Origin of the sequence: Streptomyces sp. NPDC004610 (genome assembly GCF_040609715.1) — a bacterium.
Lineage (GTDB): Bacteria > Actinomycetota > Actinomycetes > Streptomycetales > Streptomycetaceae > Streptomyces.
Window position 1 is genome coordinate 92,844 of sequence record NZ_JBEXLA010000027.1, and the last position, 16,341, is coordinate 109,184.

Annotated in this window: 14 protein-coding genes and 1 riboswitch; of the genes, 5 read left to right on the top strand and 9 right to left on the bottom strand. The window is 70.7% G+C overall.

The window, feature by feature from the left end:
- Window positions 1–2 precede the first annotated feature (2 nt).
- The 9 genes from ABZX40_RS27465 to ABZX40_RS27505 all read right to left on the bottom strand — a co-directional run bounded on the left by ABZX40_RS27465 (window position 3) and on the right by ABZX40_RS27505 (window position 10,795).
- Window positions 3–668, bottom strand: coding sequence for a trimeric intracellular cation channel family protein (locus tag ABZX40_RS27465; protein ID WP_355743910.1), 666 nt, complete (start codon window positions 666–668; stop codon window positions 3–5).
- Between the two features lie 74 nt (window positions 669–742).
- Complete coding sequence (locus ABZX40_RS27470; protein WP_355743907.1) at window positions 743–1,999, bottom strand: dipeptide ABC transporter ATP-binding protein; 1,257 nt, start codon at window positions 1,997–1,999, stop codon at window positions 743–745.
- On the bottom strand, window positions 1,996–3,090 hold the full coding sequence (locus ABZX40_RS27475; RefSeq protein WP_355743904.1) for an ABC transporter ATP-binding protein: 1,095 nt from the start codon (window positions 3,088–3,090) through the stop codon (window positions 1,996–1,998). Before ABZX40_RS27475 ends, ABZX40_RS27470 begins: the two co-directional genes overlap by 4 nt.
- Window positions 3,087–4,085 (bottom strand): ABC transporter permease, encoded by a 999-nt coding sequence (locus ABZX40_RS27480; RefSeq protein WP_355743901.1) that lies wholly within the window; start codon window positions 4,083–4,085, stop codon window positions 3,087–3,089. Before ABZX40_RS27480 ends, ABZX40_RS27475 begins: the two co-directional genes overlap by 4 nt.
- A gap of 110 nt (window positions 4,086–4,195) precedes the next feature.
- Window positions 4,196–6,010, bottom strand: a complete 1,815-nt coding sequence (locus tag ABZX40_RS27485) for an ABC transporter substrate-binding protein (RefSeq protein ID WP_355743899.1) — start codon at window positions 6,008–6,010, stop codon at window positions 4,196–4,198.
- Between the two features lie 83 nt (window positions 6,011–6,093).
- Window positions 6,094–7,098, bottom strand: coding sequence for an ABC transporter permease (locus tag ABZX40_RS27490; RefSeq protein WP_355743896.1), 1,005 nt, complete (start codon window positions 7,096–7,098; stop codon window positions 6,094–6,096).
- A 429-nt stretch (window positions 7,099–7,527) separates the two neighbouring features.
- Window positions 7,528–8,334: an enhanced serine sensitivity protein SseB C-terminal domain-containing protein gene (locus tag ABZX40_RS27495; RefSeq protein WP_355743894.1), complete on the bottom strand. Its 807-nt coding sequence runs from the start codon at window positions 8,332–8,334 to the stop codon at window positions 7,528–7,530.
- Between the two features lie 118 nt (window positions 8,335–8,452).
- Window positions 8,453–9,244: an enhanced serine sensitivity protein SseB gene (locus ABZX40_RS27500; RefSeq protein ID WP_355743892.1), complete on the bottom strand. Its 792-nt coding sequence runs from the start codon at window positions 9,242–9,244 to the stop codon at window positions 8,453–8,455.
- A gap of 882 nt (window positions 9,245–10,126) precedes the next feature.
- Window positions 10,127–10,795, bottom strand: coding sequence for an AAA family ATPase (locus ABZX40_RS27505; protein WP_355743890.1), 669 nt, complete (start codon window positions 10,793–10,795; stop codon window positions 10,127–10,129).
- 275 nt (window positions 10,796–11,070) lie between these two features.
- A riboswitch (glycine riboswitch) is annotated at window positions 11,071–11,164 on the top strand.
- 183 nt (window positions 11,165–11,347) lie between these two features.
- Between ABZX40_RS27505 and gcvT the strand changes: the two genes are divergently transcribed.
- The 5 genes from gcvT (at window position 11,348) to ABZX40_RS27530 (ending at window position 16,304) form a co-directional block, all read left to right on the top strand.
- Entirely contained in the window at window positions 11,348–12,466 is a 1,119-nt protein-coding gene (gcvT, locus tag ABZX40_RS27510) for a glycine cleavage system aminomethyltransferase GcvT (RefSeq protein WP_355743888.1), read from the top strand.
- A gap of 76 nt (window positions 12,467–12,542) precedes the next feature.
- On the top strand, window positions 12,543–12,923 hold the full coding sequence (gene gcvH, locus ABZX40_RS27515; protein ID WP_355743885.1) for a glycine cleavage system protein GcvH: 381 nt from the start codon (window positions 12,543–12,545) through the stop codon (window positions 12,921–12,923).
- A gap of 15 nt (window positions 12,924–12,938) precedes the next feature.
- Window positions 12,939–14,216, top strand: coding sequence for a serine hydroxymethyltransferase (gene glyA, locus ABZX40_RS27520; RefSeq protein WP_355743883.1), 1,278 nt, complete (start codon window positions 12,939–12,941; stop codon window positions 14,214–14,216).
- 57 nt (window positions 14,217–14,273) lie between these two features.
- The gene (locus tag ABZX40_RS27525; RefSeq protein ID WP_355743879.1) at window positions 14,274–15,641 is read left to right on the top strand and encodes an L-serine ammonia-lyase; all 1,368 of its coding nucleotides are present in this window, start codon (window positions 14,274–14,276) and stop codon (window positions 15,639–15,641) included.
- Window positions 15,642–15,746: 105 nt separating this feature from the next.
- Entirely contained in the window at window positions 15,747–16,304 is a 558-nt protein-coding gene (locus ABZX40_RS27530; RefSeq protein WP_355743876.1) for a glycoside hydrolase family 25 protein, read from the top strand.
- The last annotated feature ends 37 nt before the right edge of the window (window positions 16,305–16,341 follow it).

Sequence of the window (16,341 nt, forward strand, 5' to 3'; positions counted from 1 at the left end):
GCTCACGCCCCCTCCCCCTCCCGTACCGTCGACCGCCGGTTCCACGCCCTCGGGGCCCGCCAGTGGTAGCGCATCGCCAGCAGCCGCAGCACGAACGCGGTGACGACGGCGAGGCCGCTGGTCAGTGAATTGAGGGCGTCGTAGCGGATGCAGAGCACCACCAGGAGCGCGCCGACGATCGCGGGGACGGCGTACAGATCGCGGTCCCAGCGCAGCAGGGACGGGACCTCGTTGGCCAGGACGTCCCGCAGCACCCCGCCGCCCACGGCGGTCGCGAGCCCGAGGGCCGCCGCCGCGTGCAGCCCGAGCCCGTACTCGTACGCCTTGATGGTGCCCGTCACGCAGAACAGGCCGAGGCCGGCCGCGTCGAAGACGTTCACCCCGGTCTGGATCCGCTCCACCTGGGGGTGGAGGAAGATGACCAGCAGGGCGGCGAGCAGCGGGGTGAGGAAGTAGCCGAGGTTGGTGAAGGCGGCCGGGGGCACCGCGCCGATCACCACGTCCCGGAACAGCCCGCCGCCCAGCGCGGTGACCTCGGCGAGGACGGCGATGCCGAAGACGTCGAAGTTCTTGCGGACCGCCAGCAGCGCGCCGGAGATCGCGAAGACGAAGATGCCGATCAGGTCGAGCGTGTGCTGGACGGAAGGGCTGAAGAACGGTTCGAGCACCCTGACATTCTGACGCAAGGAGCGGCCCCCGCCTTACGAAGCAAGGCAGGGGCCCGGTGTCGCATGCGTCTCTTCTACTTCTCGCCGACGCCCTTCTCGCCGACGCCCTTCTCCGGAGCGGCCGTCTCCTCGGCCACCGCCTTCGCCACCGCCGCGCTGGTCTCCGCCGACTCCGCCAGCACCTCGTCGGCGACCAGTTCGGCCGCCTCCTTGGCCACCGTCAGCAGCACGGTGTCCTGCGGGGCCTGGTCCTCGAAGTTCTCCGGGTGGTGGCAGGCCACCCGCTGGCCGGGGCGCAGCTCGATCAGCGGCGGCTCCTGGGTCGTGCAGATCTGCGTCGCCTTCCAGCACCGGGTGTGGAAGCGGCAGCCGCTGGGCGGGGAGATCGGCGAGGGGACGTCCCCACGCAGCAGGATGCGCTCGCTCTTCGCGGACCGCCGCGCCGGGTCCGGGATCGGCACCGCCGACATCAGGGCCTTGGTGTAGGGGTGCATCGGCGACTTGTAGAGCAGATCGCGGTCGGCCAGCTCCACGATCTTGCCGAGGTACATCACCGCGATCCGGTCCGAGACATGCCGGACGACGGACAGATCGTGCGCGATGATCACATAGGTCAGGCCCAGCTCGCTCTGGAGGTCGTCGAGGAGGTTGACGACCTGGGCCTGGATGGAGACGTCCAGCGCGGAGACGGGCTCGTCGGCCACCACCAGCCGGGGGTTCAGGGCGAGCGCGCGGGCGATGCCGATGCGCTGGCGCTGGCCGCCGGAGAACTCGTGCGGATAGCGGTTGTAGTGCTCGGGGTTGAGCCCCACCACCGACAGCAGCCGCTGCACCTCCTTCTTGACCCCGCCCTCGGGCGTGACGCCCTGGAGCTTGAAGGGGGCGCCGATGATCGTGCCGATGGTGTGGCGCGGGTTCAGCGAGGAGTACGGGTCCTGGAAGATCATCTGGACATCGCGGCGCAGCGGGCGCATCGCGCTCACCCCGAGATGGGTGATGTCCCGGCCCTCGAACTCCACCGTGCCGGCCGTCGGCTCCAGCAGCCGGGTGATCAGCCGGCCCATGGTCGACTTGCCGCAGCCGGACTCGCCGACCACCCCGAGGGTCTCCCCGGCGCGCACCTCGAAGTCCAGGCCGTCGACCGCGCGGACCGCGCCGACCTGCCGCTTGAGCAGGCCCTTGCGGATCGGGAAGTGCTTCTGGAGCCCGCTCACCCGCAGCAGGACCTCACCGGGGGCGGGGTCCTCGGCCAGGGTGGCGGTGCCGGGGCCGCTCTGGGCGGGGATGGTCACCTGGGTGCTCTCGGCTTTGCCGTCTTTGTCGTCACTCACAGCTTCGGCGCAATCTCTTCGGTCCAGATCCGCTCGCGCTGCTCCGTGGACATATGGCAGGCGGCCCAGTGCCGGCTGCCGACCTCGGCCAGTTCCGGGCGGACCGTACGGGTCACATTGTCCTTGGGGACATCGGCGTAGGGACAGCGCGGGTTGAAGGCGCAGCCGGACGGGAGGTTGATCAGGGAGGGCGGGGAGCCCTTGACGGGCACCAGCCGTTCCTGCTGGTCGCGGTCGAGGCGGGGCATCGAGCCGAGCAGACCCCAGGTGTAGGGGTGGCGGGGCTCGTAGAACACCTTCTCGGCCGGGCCGCGCTCCACGCACCGGCCGCCGTACATCACCAGCAGGTCGTCGGCGAGTTCGGCGACCACGCCCAGGTCGTGGGTGATGATGATGACCGCCGAGCCGAACTCCGTCTGGAGGTCGCGGATCAGATCCAGGATCTGCGCCTGGACGGTGACGTCCAGGGCGGTGGTCGGCTCGTCCGCGATGAGCAGTTCGGGGTTGTTGACCAGCGACATCGCGATCATCGCGCGCTGGCGCATCCCGCCGGAGAACTCATGCGGATAGTTGTCGACGCGCTTGTCGGGCTGCGGGATGCCGACCCGGTCGAGCATCTCGACGGCCCGCCGCTTGGCGGTCTTCTTGTCGACGTCGTGGTGGATCCGGTACGCCTCCACGATCTGCTGGCCGATCGTGTAGTACGGGTGCAGCGCGGACAGCGGGTCCTGGAAGATCATCGCCATCTCCCGGCCGCGCATCCGGCGGACCTGGTCGGCGGGGGCGGACAGCAGCTCGGTGCCGTTGACCCAGATCTCGCCGGAGATACGGGCCTTGCGCTTGCCGTACTGTCCTGCCGTGTGCAGGCCCATGATGCCGAGGCTGGTCACCGACTTGCCGGAGCCGGACTCGCCGACGATACCGAGGGTCTTGCCCTTCTCCAGCTGGAAGCTGAGCCCGTCGACGGACTTGACCAGGCCGTCGTCGGTCGGGAAGTGCACCTTCAGATCGCGCACCTCAAGGAAGGCGCTCGGCGCCTTGGCGGCCACGGGCTCGCCCACCGCCGCTCCGGTCTTGCTCAGGTCGGTCATGCGAGCCTCACTCGGGGGTCGATCACGGCGTACAGGACGTCCACCACGAGGTTGGCGATGAGCACCGCGAGCGAGGTGATCAGGGTGACGCCGAGGATGATCGGCAGATCCTGGTTCTTGATCGCGCCCAGCACGGCCTGGCCGAGGCCGGGCAGGCTGAAGGTGGTCTCGGTCAGGATCGCGCCGCCCATCAGTGCGCCGATGTCCATGCCCAGCATGGTCAGGATCGGGGTCATCGTGGAGCGCATGGCGTGCTTGCGGATGACGACCGTCTCGCGCAGGCCCTTGGCGCGGGCCGTGCGGATGTAGTCCTCGCCGAGGATCTCCATCATGGTGGCCCGGGTGATCCGGGCGTACATGGCGGCGTAGAGGAACGCCAGGGTGATCCACGGCAGGATCATGCCGCCGAACCAGCCGGAGACGCTCTCCTCGAAGGGCACGTACTGGGCGTCGATCCAGCCCAGTCCGTAGGAGAAGACCGCGAGGCTGAGCAGACCGGTGAAGTAGATCGGCAGGGAGACACCGGCGAGCGCGACGACCATCGCGCCGCGGTCCCACAGGGTGCCCCGCTTGAGCGCGGAGATCACACCGGCGGTGACGCCGATCAGCAGCCACAGCACCGCCGCGCCGACGGCCAGCGCCAGGGTGACCGGGAAGCGGTCGGTCAGCACCGGCCAGATCGCCTGCTCGCTGCGGAAGGAGTAGCCGAAGCAGGGTGCGGAGCAGTGGGTGACATCGCCGCCGGAGGCATAGGTGCGGCCGGTGAAGATGCCCTTGAAGAACTCCCAGACCTGGACGTAGATGGGCTCGCTCAGCCCCAGCTTGGTCCGCACGGCCTCGACCGCGGCCGGGTCGGCCTGCTTGCCCACGAAGCTCGTGGCGATGTCCACGCCCGCCCACTTGGGGACGAGGAAGAAGATGCTGAAGACGACGACGATGACGACGACCAGCATCACAACGGCGGCGAGCAGCCGCCTGATGAGATAAGTGAGCACAGCGCTCGGCCCGCGGCACGGACCGCGGACCACCCGAGATCTTCAGATGGTCCGCGGTCCGGCCACGCCGGCCTTCACCTGCCTTTCGTGCCGTACGGCGGGTGTACCGGTTACTCCGCGGAGGCGGACGACTTCAGGCCGAGGTTGACGAAGTCGTACATCCCGCTGTAGCCGTCGGAGGTGTAGACGTTCGCCAGGCGGTCCGAGCGCCAGTTGATGAACTTCTCGAAGACGAAGGGCAGGTAGTAGCCGCCCTCCATCACCTTGTGGTTGATGTCCTGGGCGATCTGGGTCTTGCCGGCGTCGTCCAGGGTGTTGACGTAGTCGTCGAACAGGCCGTCGATGGCCTGGTCCTCGATCAGCGCGTAGTTGTTGTTGCCGCTTTCGAGGATGTAGCTGCTGTCCCACAGCGGCAGACCGAAGCCCTGCACGGACGGGAAGTCCGGGCCCCAGCCCATGATGATGATGCCGTAGCCCTTCTTCTCCACGTTGGAGGGGCTGCCGATGATGCCGGCGGTCTGCGAGCCGTCGTACTGGTCGATCTCGGCGTCGATGCCGATCTTCTTCAGGGACGCCTGGAGCGACTCGGCGGTGGCCACCTCGACCGGCTTGTTGTTGCGGACCGCGATGGTGGTTTTGAAGCCGTTGGGCTGGCCGCACTCGGCGAGCAGCTTCTTGGCCTCCTCGACATTGCCGCTCTTGTTGTCCGTGGCCAGCTTGTACGGGTCGTACGCCTGGCCCTCGGAGCCCGGCACCGACGGCGGGAGCATGTTGGTGCCGATGTCACCACCGGCGATGGGGCCGCCGCGGGCGTTCTGGAGCGAGACATGGTCGGCGCCGTAGATGACGGCCTTGCGGCAGGCCGCGTTGTCGAACGGCTTGACGCTCTGCGGGAAGACCGCGTAGCGGATGTAGCCGGAGACCGGGTTGTCCAGGTTGGCCTTGTGCTCCTTCAGGGCGGTGGTGCGGCCCTGCGGGGACATACCGGTCTGGTTGAGGTCCAGATCGAAGTCGCCGTTGATCAGACGGGCGTCCATGTCATTGGCGTTGGTGAAGAAGTTCACCGTGATCTTGTCCGGGTACGCCTTGCGCACCGGGTCGGACGCCTGGTCCCAGCTGGTGTTGCGGGTCAGCGTCAGCGACTTGCCGGGCTCGTAGGACTCGAACTTGTACGGGCCGGAGGAGAACGGCTTCAGACCGTACTTGGACTTGGTGTCCATGTCCTGGCGGACCGGGGACGCCGAGGTCAGCGCCAGCATCTCCTCGAAGTCCGAGTTGGCCTTCGGCAGCTTGAAGACGATGGTCTTGTCGTCCGGCGTCTCGATCGCCTTCAGACCCAGCTTGTCGGCGGACTTGTCCTTGTAGGGGCCCGGGTACTCGCCCTCGGGGTCCAGGACGTCCTTGAGGTAGACCGGCCCGCCGGCCAGCACATCCTGCGCCCACTGGCGCTCGATGCCGTACTTCACGTCCTTGGACGTGATCGGCTTGCCGTCCTCCCAGGTGACACCGTCACGCAGGGTGTACGTGTAGGTCTTGCCGTCGTCGCTGACCTCGGCGACCGCGGTGGCGAGGTCCGGGGCGATCTCCGCGCCGGCCTTGCCGGGCTCCGTCTTGTTCGTGACGAGCTGACGGGCGTAGTAGCGGGAGAAGTTCCACATGAAGCCGTAGTAGCCGCGGGTGGTGTCCCACGAGTCGGCGTCCTGGGCCGCGGCGAACTTCAGCGTGCCGCCCTTCTTGACCTGCTCGGCCTGGGCGACCTTGTTGTTGGCCGCGTCGAAGCCGGCCGCGCCGTTCTTCGAGCCGCCGCCATCGTTGTCGTCGTTGCCACCGCCGCCGCCGCACGCCGCCGTGGCCAGCAGCGCGGCGACCACCGCGGCAGCGGCCATGGCCTTTTTGCGCCGCCCTGAGGTGCGTTGGGTAGTCACGATCTCGGATCCTCCGGATTTGATGAGAGACCCCGTGAAGATCCACGGGTCGCTTGGGGGTACGGCCGCTCTGTACGGCGGTGTCAGCGGGAGCCCTTGGGGTCGAGCGCGTCGCGCACGCCGTCGCCGAAGAGGTTGAACGCCAGAACGGTGATGAAGATCGCCACGCCCGGGATCACCATGTACATGGGGTCCGAGTCGTAGTAGTCGATCGCGCTGGAGAGCATCTGCCCCCAGGACGCCGTGGGCGGTTTGACGCCCACGCCCAGGAAGCTGAGCGCCGCCTCGGTGAGGATGTTGGTGGGGATCATCATCGTCGTGTACACGATGATCGGGGCGACGAGATTGGGCAGCAGTTCCTTGAAGAGGATGTAGAAGCGCCCGGCGCCCAGCGATCGGGCGGCCTCGACGTACTCCCGTTCGCGCAGGGAGAGCGTCTGGCCGCGCACCACGCGTCCGATGTAGGGCCAGCCGAAGAAGCCGATGACCAGGATCATCACGAACAGCCGGACCCCGGTGCCGGTGAGGCCCAGCATCTCGTTGGGCATCACGGAGACCAGGGCGATGATGAACAGCAGCTGCGGGAAGGCCAGCAGACCGTCCATCACCCGGCTGATGGCCGAGTCGACCCAGCCGCCGAAGAAGCCCGCCAGGATGCCCAGCACGGTGCCGAGCACCACCGCGACCAGCGCGGACAGAAAGCCGACCAGCAGCGAGATCTGGGCGCCGTAGACGATCCGGGCGAAGATGTCGCGGCCGTTGACGGGTTCGACGCCGAGCCAGTGGTCGCCGCTGATGCCGCCGAGGGAGCCGGTCGGGGTGCCGAACAGCGGGTCGATGAGGTCCTCGTGGTGGGACTCGGGGTCCTGTCCGGCGAGCGAGGTGATCACGGGGGCGAGCACGGCGACCAGGATGAGCAGGAGCACGAGGACACCGCCCGCGAGCGCGAGCTTGTCCCGCTTGAGGCGCTCCCAGGCGATCCGCCCCAGGGACCGGCCCTGTACGGCCTTCGCGGCGCCGGCCGCCGTCGCTTCCTCGGCGGCGCTCGGGGCCGCCTCGGCGGTCGGCTCGTGCAATGGTGCCGTCATCTGGCAGGGACCCCTCTCAACCGGCGGTAGCCGGCCCGCACTTGCCGCGGTGGCGGCGTCTTCAGTCCGTCGTACACAGGGAGCGCACACCTGGTCCACACCCCTGGAGCGGGAGTCTTCAACGCTTTGGCGATCTGTTGCCAGACTTGACGGTGAATGGATGCGCAACCGTGATGCTGTCCTGGGAGTTCCGTTATCCGGACAGCGGGTGGCGGCGGCAGGACAAGGATGAATCCAGACAAGTCTGCTGAACGCCCTTTAATCCACCCACTTCTACGCGCGGAGAGAGGGCTCGCGCCCGGTCACCGGGATGCGACTGTCCACAACGTGGGCAGCCGTCGGGGCGCGGCGAAACGCGCGGGAGGGGCGGGGTGGGGAGGGGTGAGGTGGGGTGGAGCGGGACGGCGGGCGACGGCCGGAGCCGACCGGTCAGTAGCTCCGGGGCGGAGGGTAGCCGTAGCCGCCGCCGGGCACCTGGGCCGGGGCGGGCGCGGCCGGGGCGTGTGCCTCCCGGTCGTAGAACGGCCGGGCGTTGGCCCGCATCCACATCGCCACCGGGCAGTACGCGTCGGACATCGCCACCGTGGACACCGGCAGCCCGTCCGGGCAGGCGCCGATCGACTGGTGCATCATCGCCCGCACCGCGTCCACCGCCGTCGGCGAGGTGTCGTACACCTCCAGACCGATGGCGAGATACGGCGCTCCGAGCGCCGGCTGCACCCAGGCCCGGCGCAGGGAGCGCAGCGCGGGGGTGCGGTGGGCGTTCTGCGCCAGCAGCGCGTAGAACTGGGGGATCTCGACGGTGGGCTCGGCCAGCCGCAGCGGTCCGGCGGGCTGGCGGTCGAGGCCGGTGGCGATCCGGCGCAGATCGAGCCAGGGCACTCCGACGCCGCCGCCCGGGGCGTGCGGGTTGAGCCAGAGGCCGTAGTGGTCGGGGTAGAGGGTGCGGGCCACGTCGAGGGCGTCGACCACCTCGTAGGAGCGGTTCCAGCCGCTGGCCGACAGCTCCTGGGCGGAGGTGACGCACGGGGCGTACGCGTAGCCCTCGACCTCCATGTTTCCGTACTGCGCGTCGGGGGAACCGGCCTGGCCGTGCCACAGCAGCATCCAGATCTGGCCCGCGGTGGGGGTGGCGAGGGCGTGCAGCAGTGCCTCGTAGGTGTCGTACCGACCCGGCGTCACCTGTCGCAGGGTGTGCTCGACCTGGCCGGTTGCGGCGGTGCCGCTCGCGCTCACTGTCTTCCCCGCCCCTTCGTGGGCTGCTTGCAACGCCCTTTTTTCGACCGTGACACTAGCTTACGTGCGGCGCCGGATCCGGGGCCCGGCGCGGCTCGGCGCGCTCGCCGCGAGCGGGTCATGCGTCCCGGGTGTAGAACGGCCGCACCTGGTCCCGCATCCAGGTCCCCACCGGGTCCTGCGCCACGTCCAACAGCACCAGGTTGACCGGCCACTTGGGCGCGGCGGCGGTCACCGCCCGCTCCAGGGCGGCCAGCGGAAGCGCCCGGATGTCGCCCTCCCAGCGGTCGAGTTCGACCCCGACGAACAGCGCCGGTTCGGCGGTCTCGACGGCGGCCAGACAGCGGCGGGCGGTCACCACCACGCCGAGGGCGGCGAACTCGGCGGACGCGGCGGCGAGGAAGTCGACCGGATCGTCCTGCCAGTCCGGCTCGAACAGCCGCACCCGCCCGCCGCCCGCCGGGCCGTCCAGCGCGGTACGGCCCGCCCGGCACAGCTCGGCCACGGCGGGCGGCGGCAGCGGGATGCCCACCGTGCCGCCCGGGTTGAGCACGATCCCGGCCTGCGGCGGCAGGCCCCGGGCGAACTCGACGGCGGGCGCGATGGCGAACGACATATGGGCGCCGACGACCTGGCGGAACTGCTCCTCGGAGGTGAACACCGGGACGTAGACCTGGCCGTCGATCTCGGTGGTGGGCAGGTCCAGGGGGCCGCTGTCGGGTCCGCCGCCGCCCGGCAGCGGCACCCAGAGGAAGCTGCGGCCCAGCACCTCCACGATCCGCGGGCCCGCCGAGGGGACCCCGAGGGCGGCGGAGAGCACCTCCTCCAGCTCATTGCCGGGCCAGCCACCGTGCGGGTGGGGGTGCGCCCCCACCGGGAAGTCCGCGGGAAGGTCCGCCGGGAAGTCCATCTTGTTACCGCCTGCCGAGTACCACGTACCACTGCCACTGCTCTTCGGGCTGAAAAGGCTAGCGGGTGGGACCGGGTGGGGGTCCGGGGTGTCCGCGCCCCGGACGGGGGCCCTGGCATCCACCGGGCGCACGGCAGCGGGCCTGACCCTGATCCCGGCCGGTCCTTCGGGGGTAGCTGGGTGGTGGGGTGGGCTGTGGGCGGCGCCGGGGTTCCGACCTCGGGCAGGCGGGCGGGGCGGGGCCTGGTACGGCGGCTGGCGGCTGGCGGCTGGCGGCTGGCGGCTGGCGGCTGGCGGCTGGCGGCTGGCGGCTGGCGGCTGGCGGCTGGCGGCTGGCGGCTGGCGGCTGAGTACGGACGGAGGCCCGGCGTCCGCGGTTCCGGGGCCTGGGCCCGACGCCCGGCGCCGCTGCGGGTGCGGCCCACGCCGCTGTCGCGCCGCGCCCGGCGACGGAGGTGGGACCGGCGGGCCCACCCTCGCGCGGAGCCAGGCGTCGATACGGTCCGACCATGCCGACGTGCCCGGCGCCCGCATCGGCGCGCGTGGCCCGCCGCCCCTCGGGGCCTGAGGCCCGACCGGCCGGCCCTCACACGCGAACACCCGGTCGACGGGCGCGACCGGCAGACGCAGCCCGCCTGTCGCCCCGCGTCCGCCGTCCTTCTGGGCCTGGGCCAGGCCGCCCGGCCCTCACACGCGAACACCCGGGTCCAGCGCGATCCGCAGGCGCGGACCACCCGTCGCCCTGCCCCCAACGCGGGCCACCATTCGTCACACCTCGGGCTGCGAGCCGGACCGGCCGCCCTCACTCACCGGGCCCGTGTGCGGCGCGACCGGCGGACGCAGACCTCCATCACGCCACCCCCACCACCCCGGACCCCGCCCCTACCCCGTGAACCCGATCCGGCGGAGCCGGTCCGCGGCGTCGCGGTCGAGGAGGACCGCCGAGCCGACGCCGCTCGGCAGGCGGCCCTTCTGGATCCTGCGGAGCAGCCGCGCCGCGACCCCCCGGTGGCGGCGGAAGGCGTAGCGGGAAACGCCCCGGCCGCGTTCGCGCTGGCCCTGGAGGGCCTGCTCGGGGGTGACGTCGAGGAGGAGGATGTGCAGTCGGCCGCCGCGCCGCCGGGCCTCGCGGGCCAGCCAGGCCCGTACCCATGCCTGGGTGCCGCAGTCGTGGACGACGACGCCCTCACCCGTGCGCAGGGCCCGGTACAGCCCGGTGTAGTGCGCTATCCGGACCAGGGGGCGGTAGGCGGTGTACGGGAGGAGGGCCGGGGTGCGCTGGTCCCAGCGGTCGCGGGTGTCCTGGGAGTCGATGCGGGCCGACTTCACCGTGCGCCGCATCAGGGTGGACTTGCCACTGCCGGGCAGGCCGGTGACCACCACCAGGTCGCGGGGGCCGAAGAGCAGGGCGTGCGGGCTGCGGCCGGCCCGCTCGCGCAGATCGCGGACCACCGGGGCGGGCAGCGAGGGACATGCCTCCCGGGCCGGGGCGGGAGGCTGCTCGGGCAGCGCGGCGCCGGTGGTGGTCACGTACGCCGTGGTCCTGTTCACCGTGATCGTCCTCCCCTGGGGCGGTTCACGAGGTTCCCTCCCCGTCGAGTGTAAAGAGAAGGTAATTCGCGGTGTCTCGTCATTCCGTTCGCATCGCGCAACAAGCCTGCTACAGAGAGCTTTCGATCTCCGTGCCCACTCTCCGTGCCCACTGAGCGTGCCCTGTCAAACCTCCCCTTTCGTCGCCGATGCCCGATGGCCTCCCCTGCCGTACCGGGCGGAGGCGTGCAATGATGGCGGCGCCTACGACAGGTCCTAACTGCATACCGGCCGCTTGAATCCGCGCGGGAGAGTCCCCGGTCTCCACCGGGGCGCCGAAGGAGCAAGTCCCTCCCTTGAATCTCTCAGGCCCCGTACCGCGCGGGCGAGGCACATCTGAAAAGCGGGCCGCTGCCGCAGTGGCTCCACCCAAGGTGCAAGCCGTGATCGTCGATGATCATGGCGAACCTCTCAGGTTCCGATGACAGATGGGGAGGACCCCCTCACCGTCCCCGCGACGGAGAGGGCCGCCCCGCCGTCACGCCGTGCCGTCATGCCTTGGGAGACCGACCGATGAGCAGTGCCGCACCCCGTCGTACCGCGCTCGATGCCCTGCATCGCTCGCTCGGGGCGACGATGACCGACTTCGCGGGCTGGGACATGCCCCTGCGCTACGGCTCCGAGCGGGACGAGCATCTCGCCGTCCGCTCCCGGGCCGGGCTCTTCGACCTCTCCCACATGGGCGAGATCACCGTCACCGGCCCGGGGGCCGCCGCGCTCCTGAACTTCGCCCTGGTCGGCAATATCGCCGCCGTGGGCACCGGCCGCGCCCGCTACACCATGATCTGCCGGGCCGACGGCGGCATCCTGGACGATCTGATCGTCTACCGGCTCGACGAGACCGAGTACCTGGTCGTCGCCAACGCCTCCAACGCCCAGATCGTGCTGGACGCCCTCACCGAGCGGGCGGCAGGCTTCGACGCCGAGGTCCGCGACGACCGGGACGCCTACGCGCTGCTCGCCGTCCAGGGCCCCGAGTCCCCCGGCATCCTGAAGTCCCTCACCGACGCCGACCTCGACGGCCTGAAGTACTACGCCGGGCTCCCCGGCACGGTCGCGGGCGTCCCCGCGCTGATCGCCCGTACCGGGTACACCGGCGAGGACGGCTTCGAGCTGTTCGTGCAGCCGGAGGACGCCGTCGTGCTGTGGGAGGCGCTGACCGAGGCCGGGGCCGCCGCCGGGCTCGTCCCCTGCGGGCTGTCCTGCCGGGACACCCTGCGCCTGGAGGCGGGCATGCCGCTGTACGGGCATGAGCTGACCGCGGACCTCACCCCCTTCGACGCCGGGCTCGGCCGGGTGGTGAAGTTCGAGAAGGAGGGCGACTTCGTCGGGCGGGCGGCGCTCGCCGACGCCGCGAAGCGGGCCGAGACCGACCCGCCCCGGGTGCTGGTCGGCCTGATCGCCGAGGGCCGCCGGGTGCCGCGCGCCGGGTACCCGGTGGTCGCCGACGGCCGGGTGATCGGCGAGGTCACCTCCGGCGCCCCCTCCCCCACCCTGGGCCGCCCGATCGCCATGGCGTACGTGGACGCGGCGCACGCCGCGCCCGGCACCGCCGGGGTCGGCGTCGACATCCGCGGCAGCCATGAGCCGTACGAGGTCGTGGCCCTGCCGTTCTACAAGCGCCGGAAGTAGCGCCCACGGCCCCTCCGGTGCCACCGGCACTCCCCCCTGCCCCTCATCAGCCACCCCGTACAGGAGAATTCAGGCCATGAGCAACCCCCAGGAACTGCGTTACAGCAAGGAACACGAGTGGCTGTCGGCCGCCGACGAGAACGGTGTGGCCACGGTCGGCATCACCGAGTTCGCCGCGAACGCGCTCGGTGATGTCGTCTACGCCCAGCTCCCGGAGGCCGGGACCGCGGTCAGCGCCGGGGAGACCTGCGGCGAGCTGGAGTCCACCAAGTCGGTCTCCGACCTCTACTCCCCGGTCACCGGTGAGGTCGTGGAGTTCAACCAGGACGTGGTGGACGACCCGGCGCTGGTGAACTCGGCGCCCTTCGAGGGCGGCTGGCTGTTCAAGGTGCGGATCGCCGACGAGCCGGCCGAGCTGCTCTCCGCCGACGAGTACGCCGCCTTCACGGCCAGCTGAGGGGACGGATCACCGATGACTGCCCAGGACCACTCCATGAACACCCCCCTGCACCAGCTCGACCCCGAGGTCGCCGCCGCGGTCGACGCCGAGCTGCGCCGCCAGCAGTCCACGCTGGAGATGATCGCCTCCGAGAACTTCGCGCCGGTCGCGGTGATGGAGGCGCAGGGCTCGGTGCTGACCAACAAGTACGCCGAGGGCTACCCCGGCCGCCGCTACTACGGCGGCTGCGAGTACGTCGATGTCACCGAGCAGCTCGCCATCGACCGGGTGAAGGAGCTGTTCGGCGCCGAGTACGCCAATGTCCAGCCGCACTCCGGCGCCTCCGCCAACCAGGCCGCGCTGTTCGCCCTCGCCCAGCCCGGGGACACCATCCTGGGCCTGGACCTGGCGCACGGCGGCCACCTCACCCACGGCATGCGGCTCAACTTCTCCGGCAAGCAGTTCGACGTCGTCGCCTACCATGTGGACGCCGCCGGGCTGGTCGACCTGGCCGAGGTGGAGCGGCTCGCCAAGGAGCACCGCCCGAAGGTGATCATCGCGGGCTGGTCGGCGTACCCGCGCGAGCTGGACTTCGCCGCGTTCCGGCGGATCGCCGACGAGGTCGGGGCGTACCTCTGGGTCGACATGGCGCACTTCGCGGGGCTGGTCGCGGCCGGGCTGCACGACAACCCGGTGCCGTACGCGGACGTCGTCACCTCCACCACCCACAAGACGCTGGGCGGGCCGCGCGGCGGGATCATCCTGGCCCGCTCCAAGGAGTTCGCGAAGAAGCTGAACTCGGCGGTCTTCCCCGGCTTCCAGGGCGGCCCGCTGGAGCATGTGATCGCGGCCAAGGCGGTCTCCTTCAAGGTCGCCGCGGGCGAGGAGTTCAAGGAGCGCCAGCGGCGTACGGTGGAGGGGGCGCGGCTGCTCGCCGAGCGGCTGACCGCCGAGGACGCCCGCGCGGCCGGGGTGGCCGTGGCGACCGGCGGCACGGATGTGCATCTCGTCCTGGTGGATCTGCGCGCCTCCGAGCTGGACGGACAGCAGGCCGAGGACCGGCTGCACGAGGTCGGGATCACGGTCAACCGCAACGCCGTCCCCAACGACCCGCGCCCGCCGATGGTGACCTCCGGGCTGCGCATCGGCACCCCGGCGCTGGCCACCCGGGGCTTCACGGCGGAGGACTTCGCCGAGGTCGCGGATGTGATCGCCGAGGCGCTCAAGCCGTCCTACGACGCGGCGGCGCTCAGGGCCCGGGTCACCGTCCTGGCCGAGAAGCACCCGCTGTACCCCACTCTCACCAAGTAGTTCCCCGGTGGGGGCACCCGAGGATGTGTGCCCCCACCCGCTCTGGAGGTTGTTCCCGTGGCCATCTCGGTCTTCGACCTGTTCTCGGTCGGCATCGGCCCGTCCAGCTCGCACACGGTCGGCCCGATGCGGGCGGCGGGCCTGTTCGCCCGCCGGCTGCGCAACGAGGATCTGCTGCCCGCCGTCGCCTCGCTCCGCTGCGAGCTGTACGGCTCCCTGGGCGCGACCGGCCACGGCCACGGCACCCCGAAGGCGGTCCTGCTCGGCCTGGAGGGCGACTCACCGCGCTCGGTGGATGTGGAGAAGGCCGACGACCGGGTCGAGGAGATCAAGGCCACCGGGCGGCTGAGCCTGCTCGGCGAGCGGGAGATCCCGTTCGCCTTCGACACCGACCTGAAGCTCCACCGCCGCAAGGCCCTCCCCTACCACGCCAACGGCATGACCCTGTGGGCGTACGGGCCGGACGGCACCGAACTCCTCTCCAAGACGTACTACTCGGTCGGCGGCGGGTTCGTCGTCGACGAGGACGCGGTGGGCGCGGACCGGATCAAGCTGGACGACACGGTCCTGAGGCACCCCTTCCGCACCGGCGACGAGCTGCTGCGACTGACCCGGGAGACCGGGCTGTCGATCTCCGCGCTGATGCTGGAGAACGAGCGGGCCTGGCGCAGCGAGACGGAGATCCGCGAGGGCCTGCTGGACATCTGGGGGGTGATGCGCGCCTGTGTCACCCGGGGCATGTCCCGGGAGGGCATCCTGCCGGGCGGTCTGAAGGTCCGCCGCCGCGCCGCGACCACCGCCCGCAAGCTCCGCTCCGAGGGCGACCCCCAGGCCCTCGCCATGGAGTGGATCACGCTCTACGCGATGGCCGTGAACGAGGAGAACGCGGCCGGCGGCCGGGTGGTGACCGCCCCGACGAACGGGGCCGCGGGCATCATCCCGGCGGTCCTGCACTACTACCTCAACTTCGTGCCGGGCGCCGACGAGGACGGCGTGGTCCGCTTCCTGCTCGCCGCGGGCGCGATCGGCATGCTCTTCAAGGAGAACGCCTCCATCTCCGGCGCCGAGGTCGGCTGCCAGGGCGAGGTCGGCTCGGCCTGCTCGATGGCGGCGGGCGCGCTCGCCGAGGTGCTGGGCGGCTCCCCGGAGCAGGTGGAGAACGCGGCGGAGATCGGGATGGAGCACAATCTCGGCCTGACCTGCGACCCGGTCGGCGGCCTCGTCCAGATCCCGTGCATCGAGCGCAACGGCATGGCCGCGGTGAAGGCGGTCACGGCCGCCCGGATGGCGATGCGCGGCGACGGCAGCCACAAGGTGTCCCTGGACAAGGTCATCAAGACGATGAAGGACACCGGGGCGGACATGTCGGTGAAGTACAAGGAGACGGCGCGCGGTGGGCTCGCGGTGAACATCATCGAGTGCTGACGAGCGCCCCGCGTCAGCGCCGCCGTTCATGGGCATGGGCCCTACGGCAACATCCGTACACCAACTCCCCTCCCTCTCCCCCCACGCACTCTCCTGGGAGTCCCCTTGCTCAACGGCATCGACGTCAGTTCCCACCAGTCGTCGACCTACGACACCGACGGGCTGTCCTTCGTCTTCATCAAGGCGACGGAGGGCCGCAGCTTCACCAATCCGAAGCTCATCGACCAGACCAAGCGCGGCCGGGACGCCGGGCTGGTCGTCGGCTTCTATCACTTCCTGTGGCCGGGCAACCTCACCGCCCAGGCCGAGTACTTCGTCACCCAGGCCCCCGACAAGCCCGGTGACCTTCTCGCCGTCGACTGGGAGACCACCGGCGCGGGCACCTACGCCTCGAACGCGGAGAAGGACAGCTTCATCAAGAAGGTGAAGGAACTCCGCCCGGACAACCGGGTGGTCCTGTACTGCAACCGCAACTTCTGGCTGAACGTCGACTCGACCTCGTACGCGGGCGACGGTCTCTGGATCGCCGACTATGTCACCGCGGGCGAGCCCCGGATCACGGCGAAGTGGCGCTTCCATCAGTACACGGACACCCCGCTGGACAAGAACGTCGGGGACTTCGCGTCCAAGGCCGCCCTCAAGGAGTGGGCGGGCGGCGCCTGAAAAGGGGGGAGGGGGAGAGGCTCGCCGGGCCTCTCCC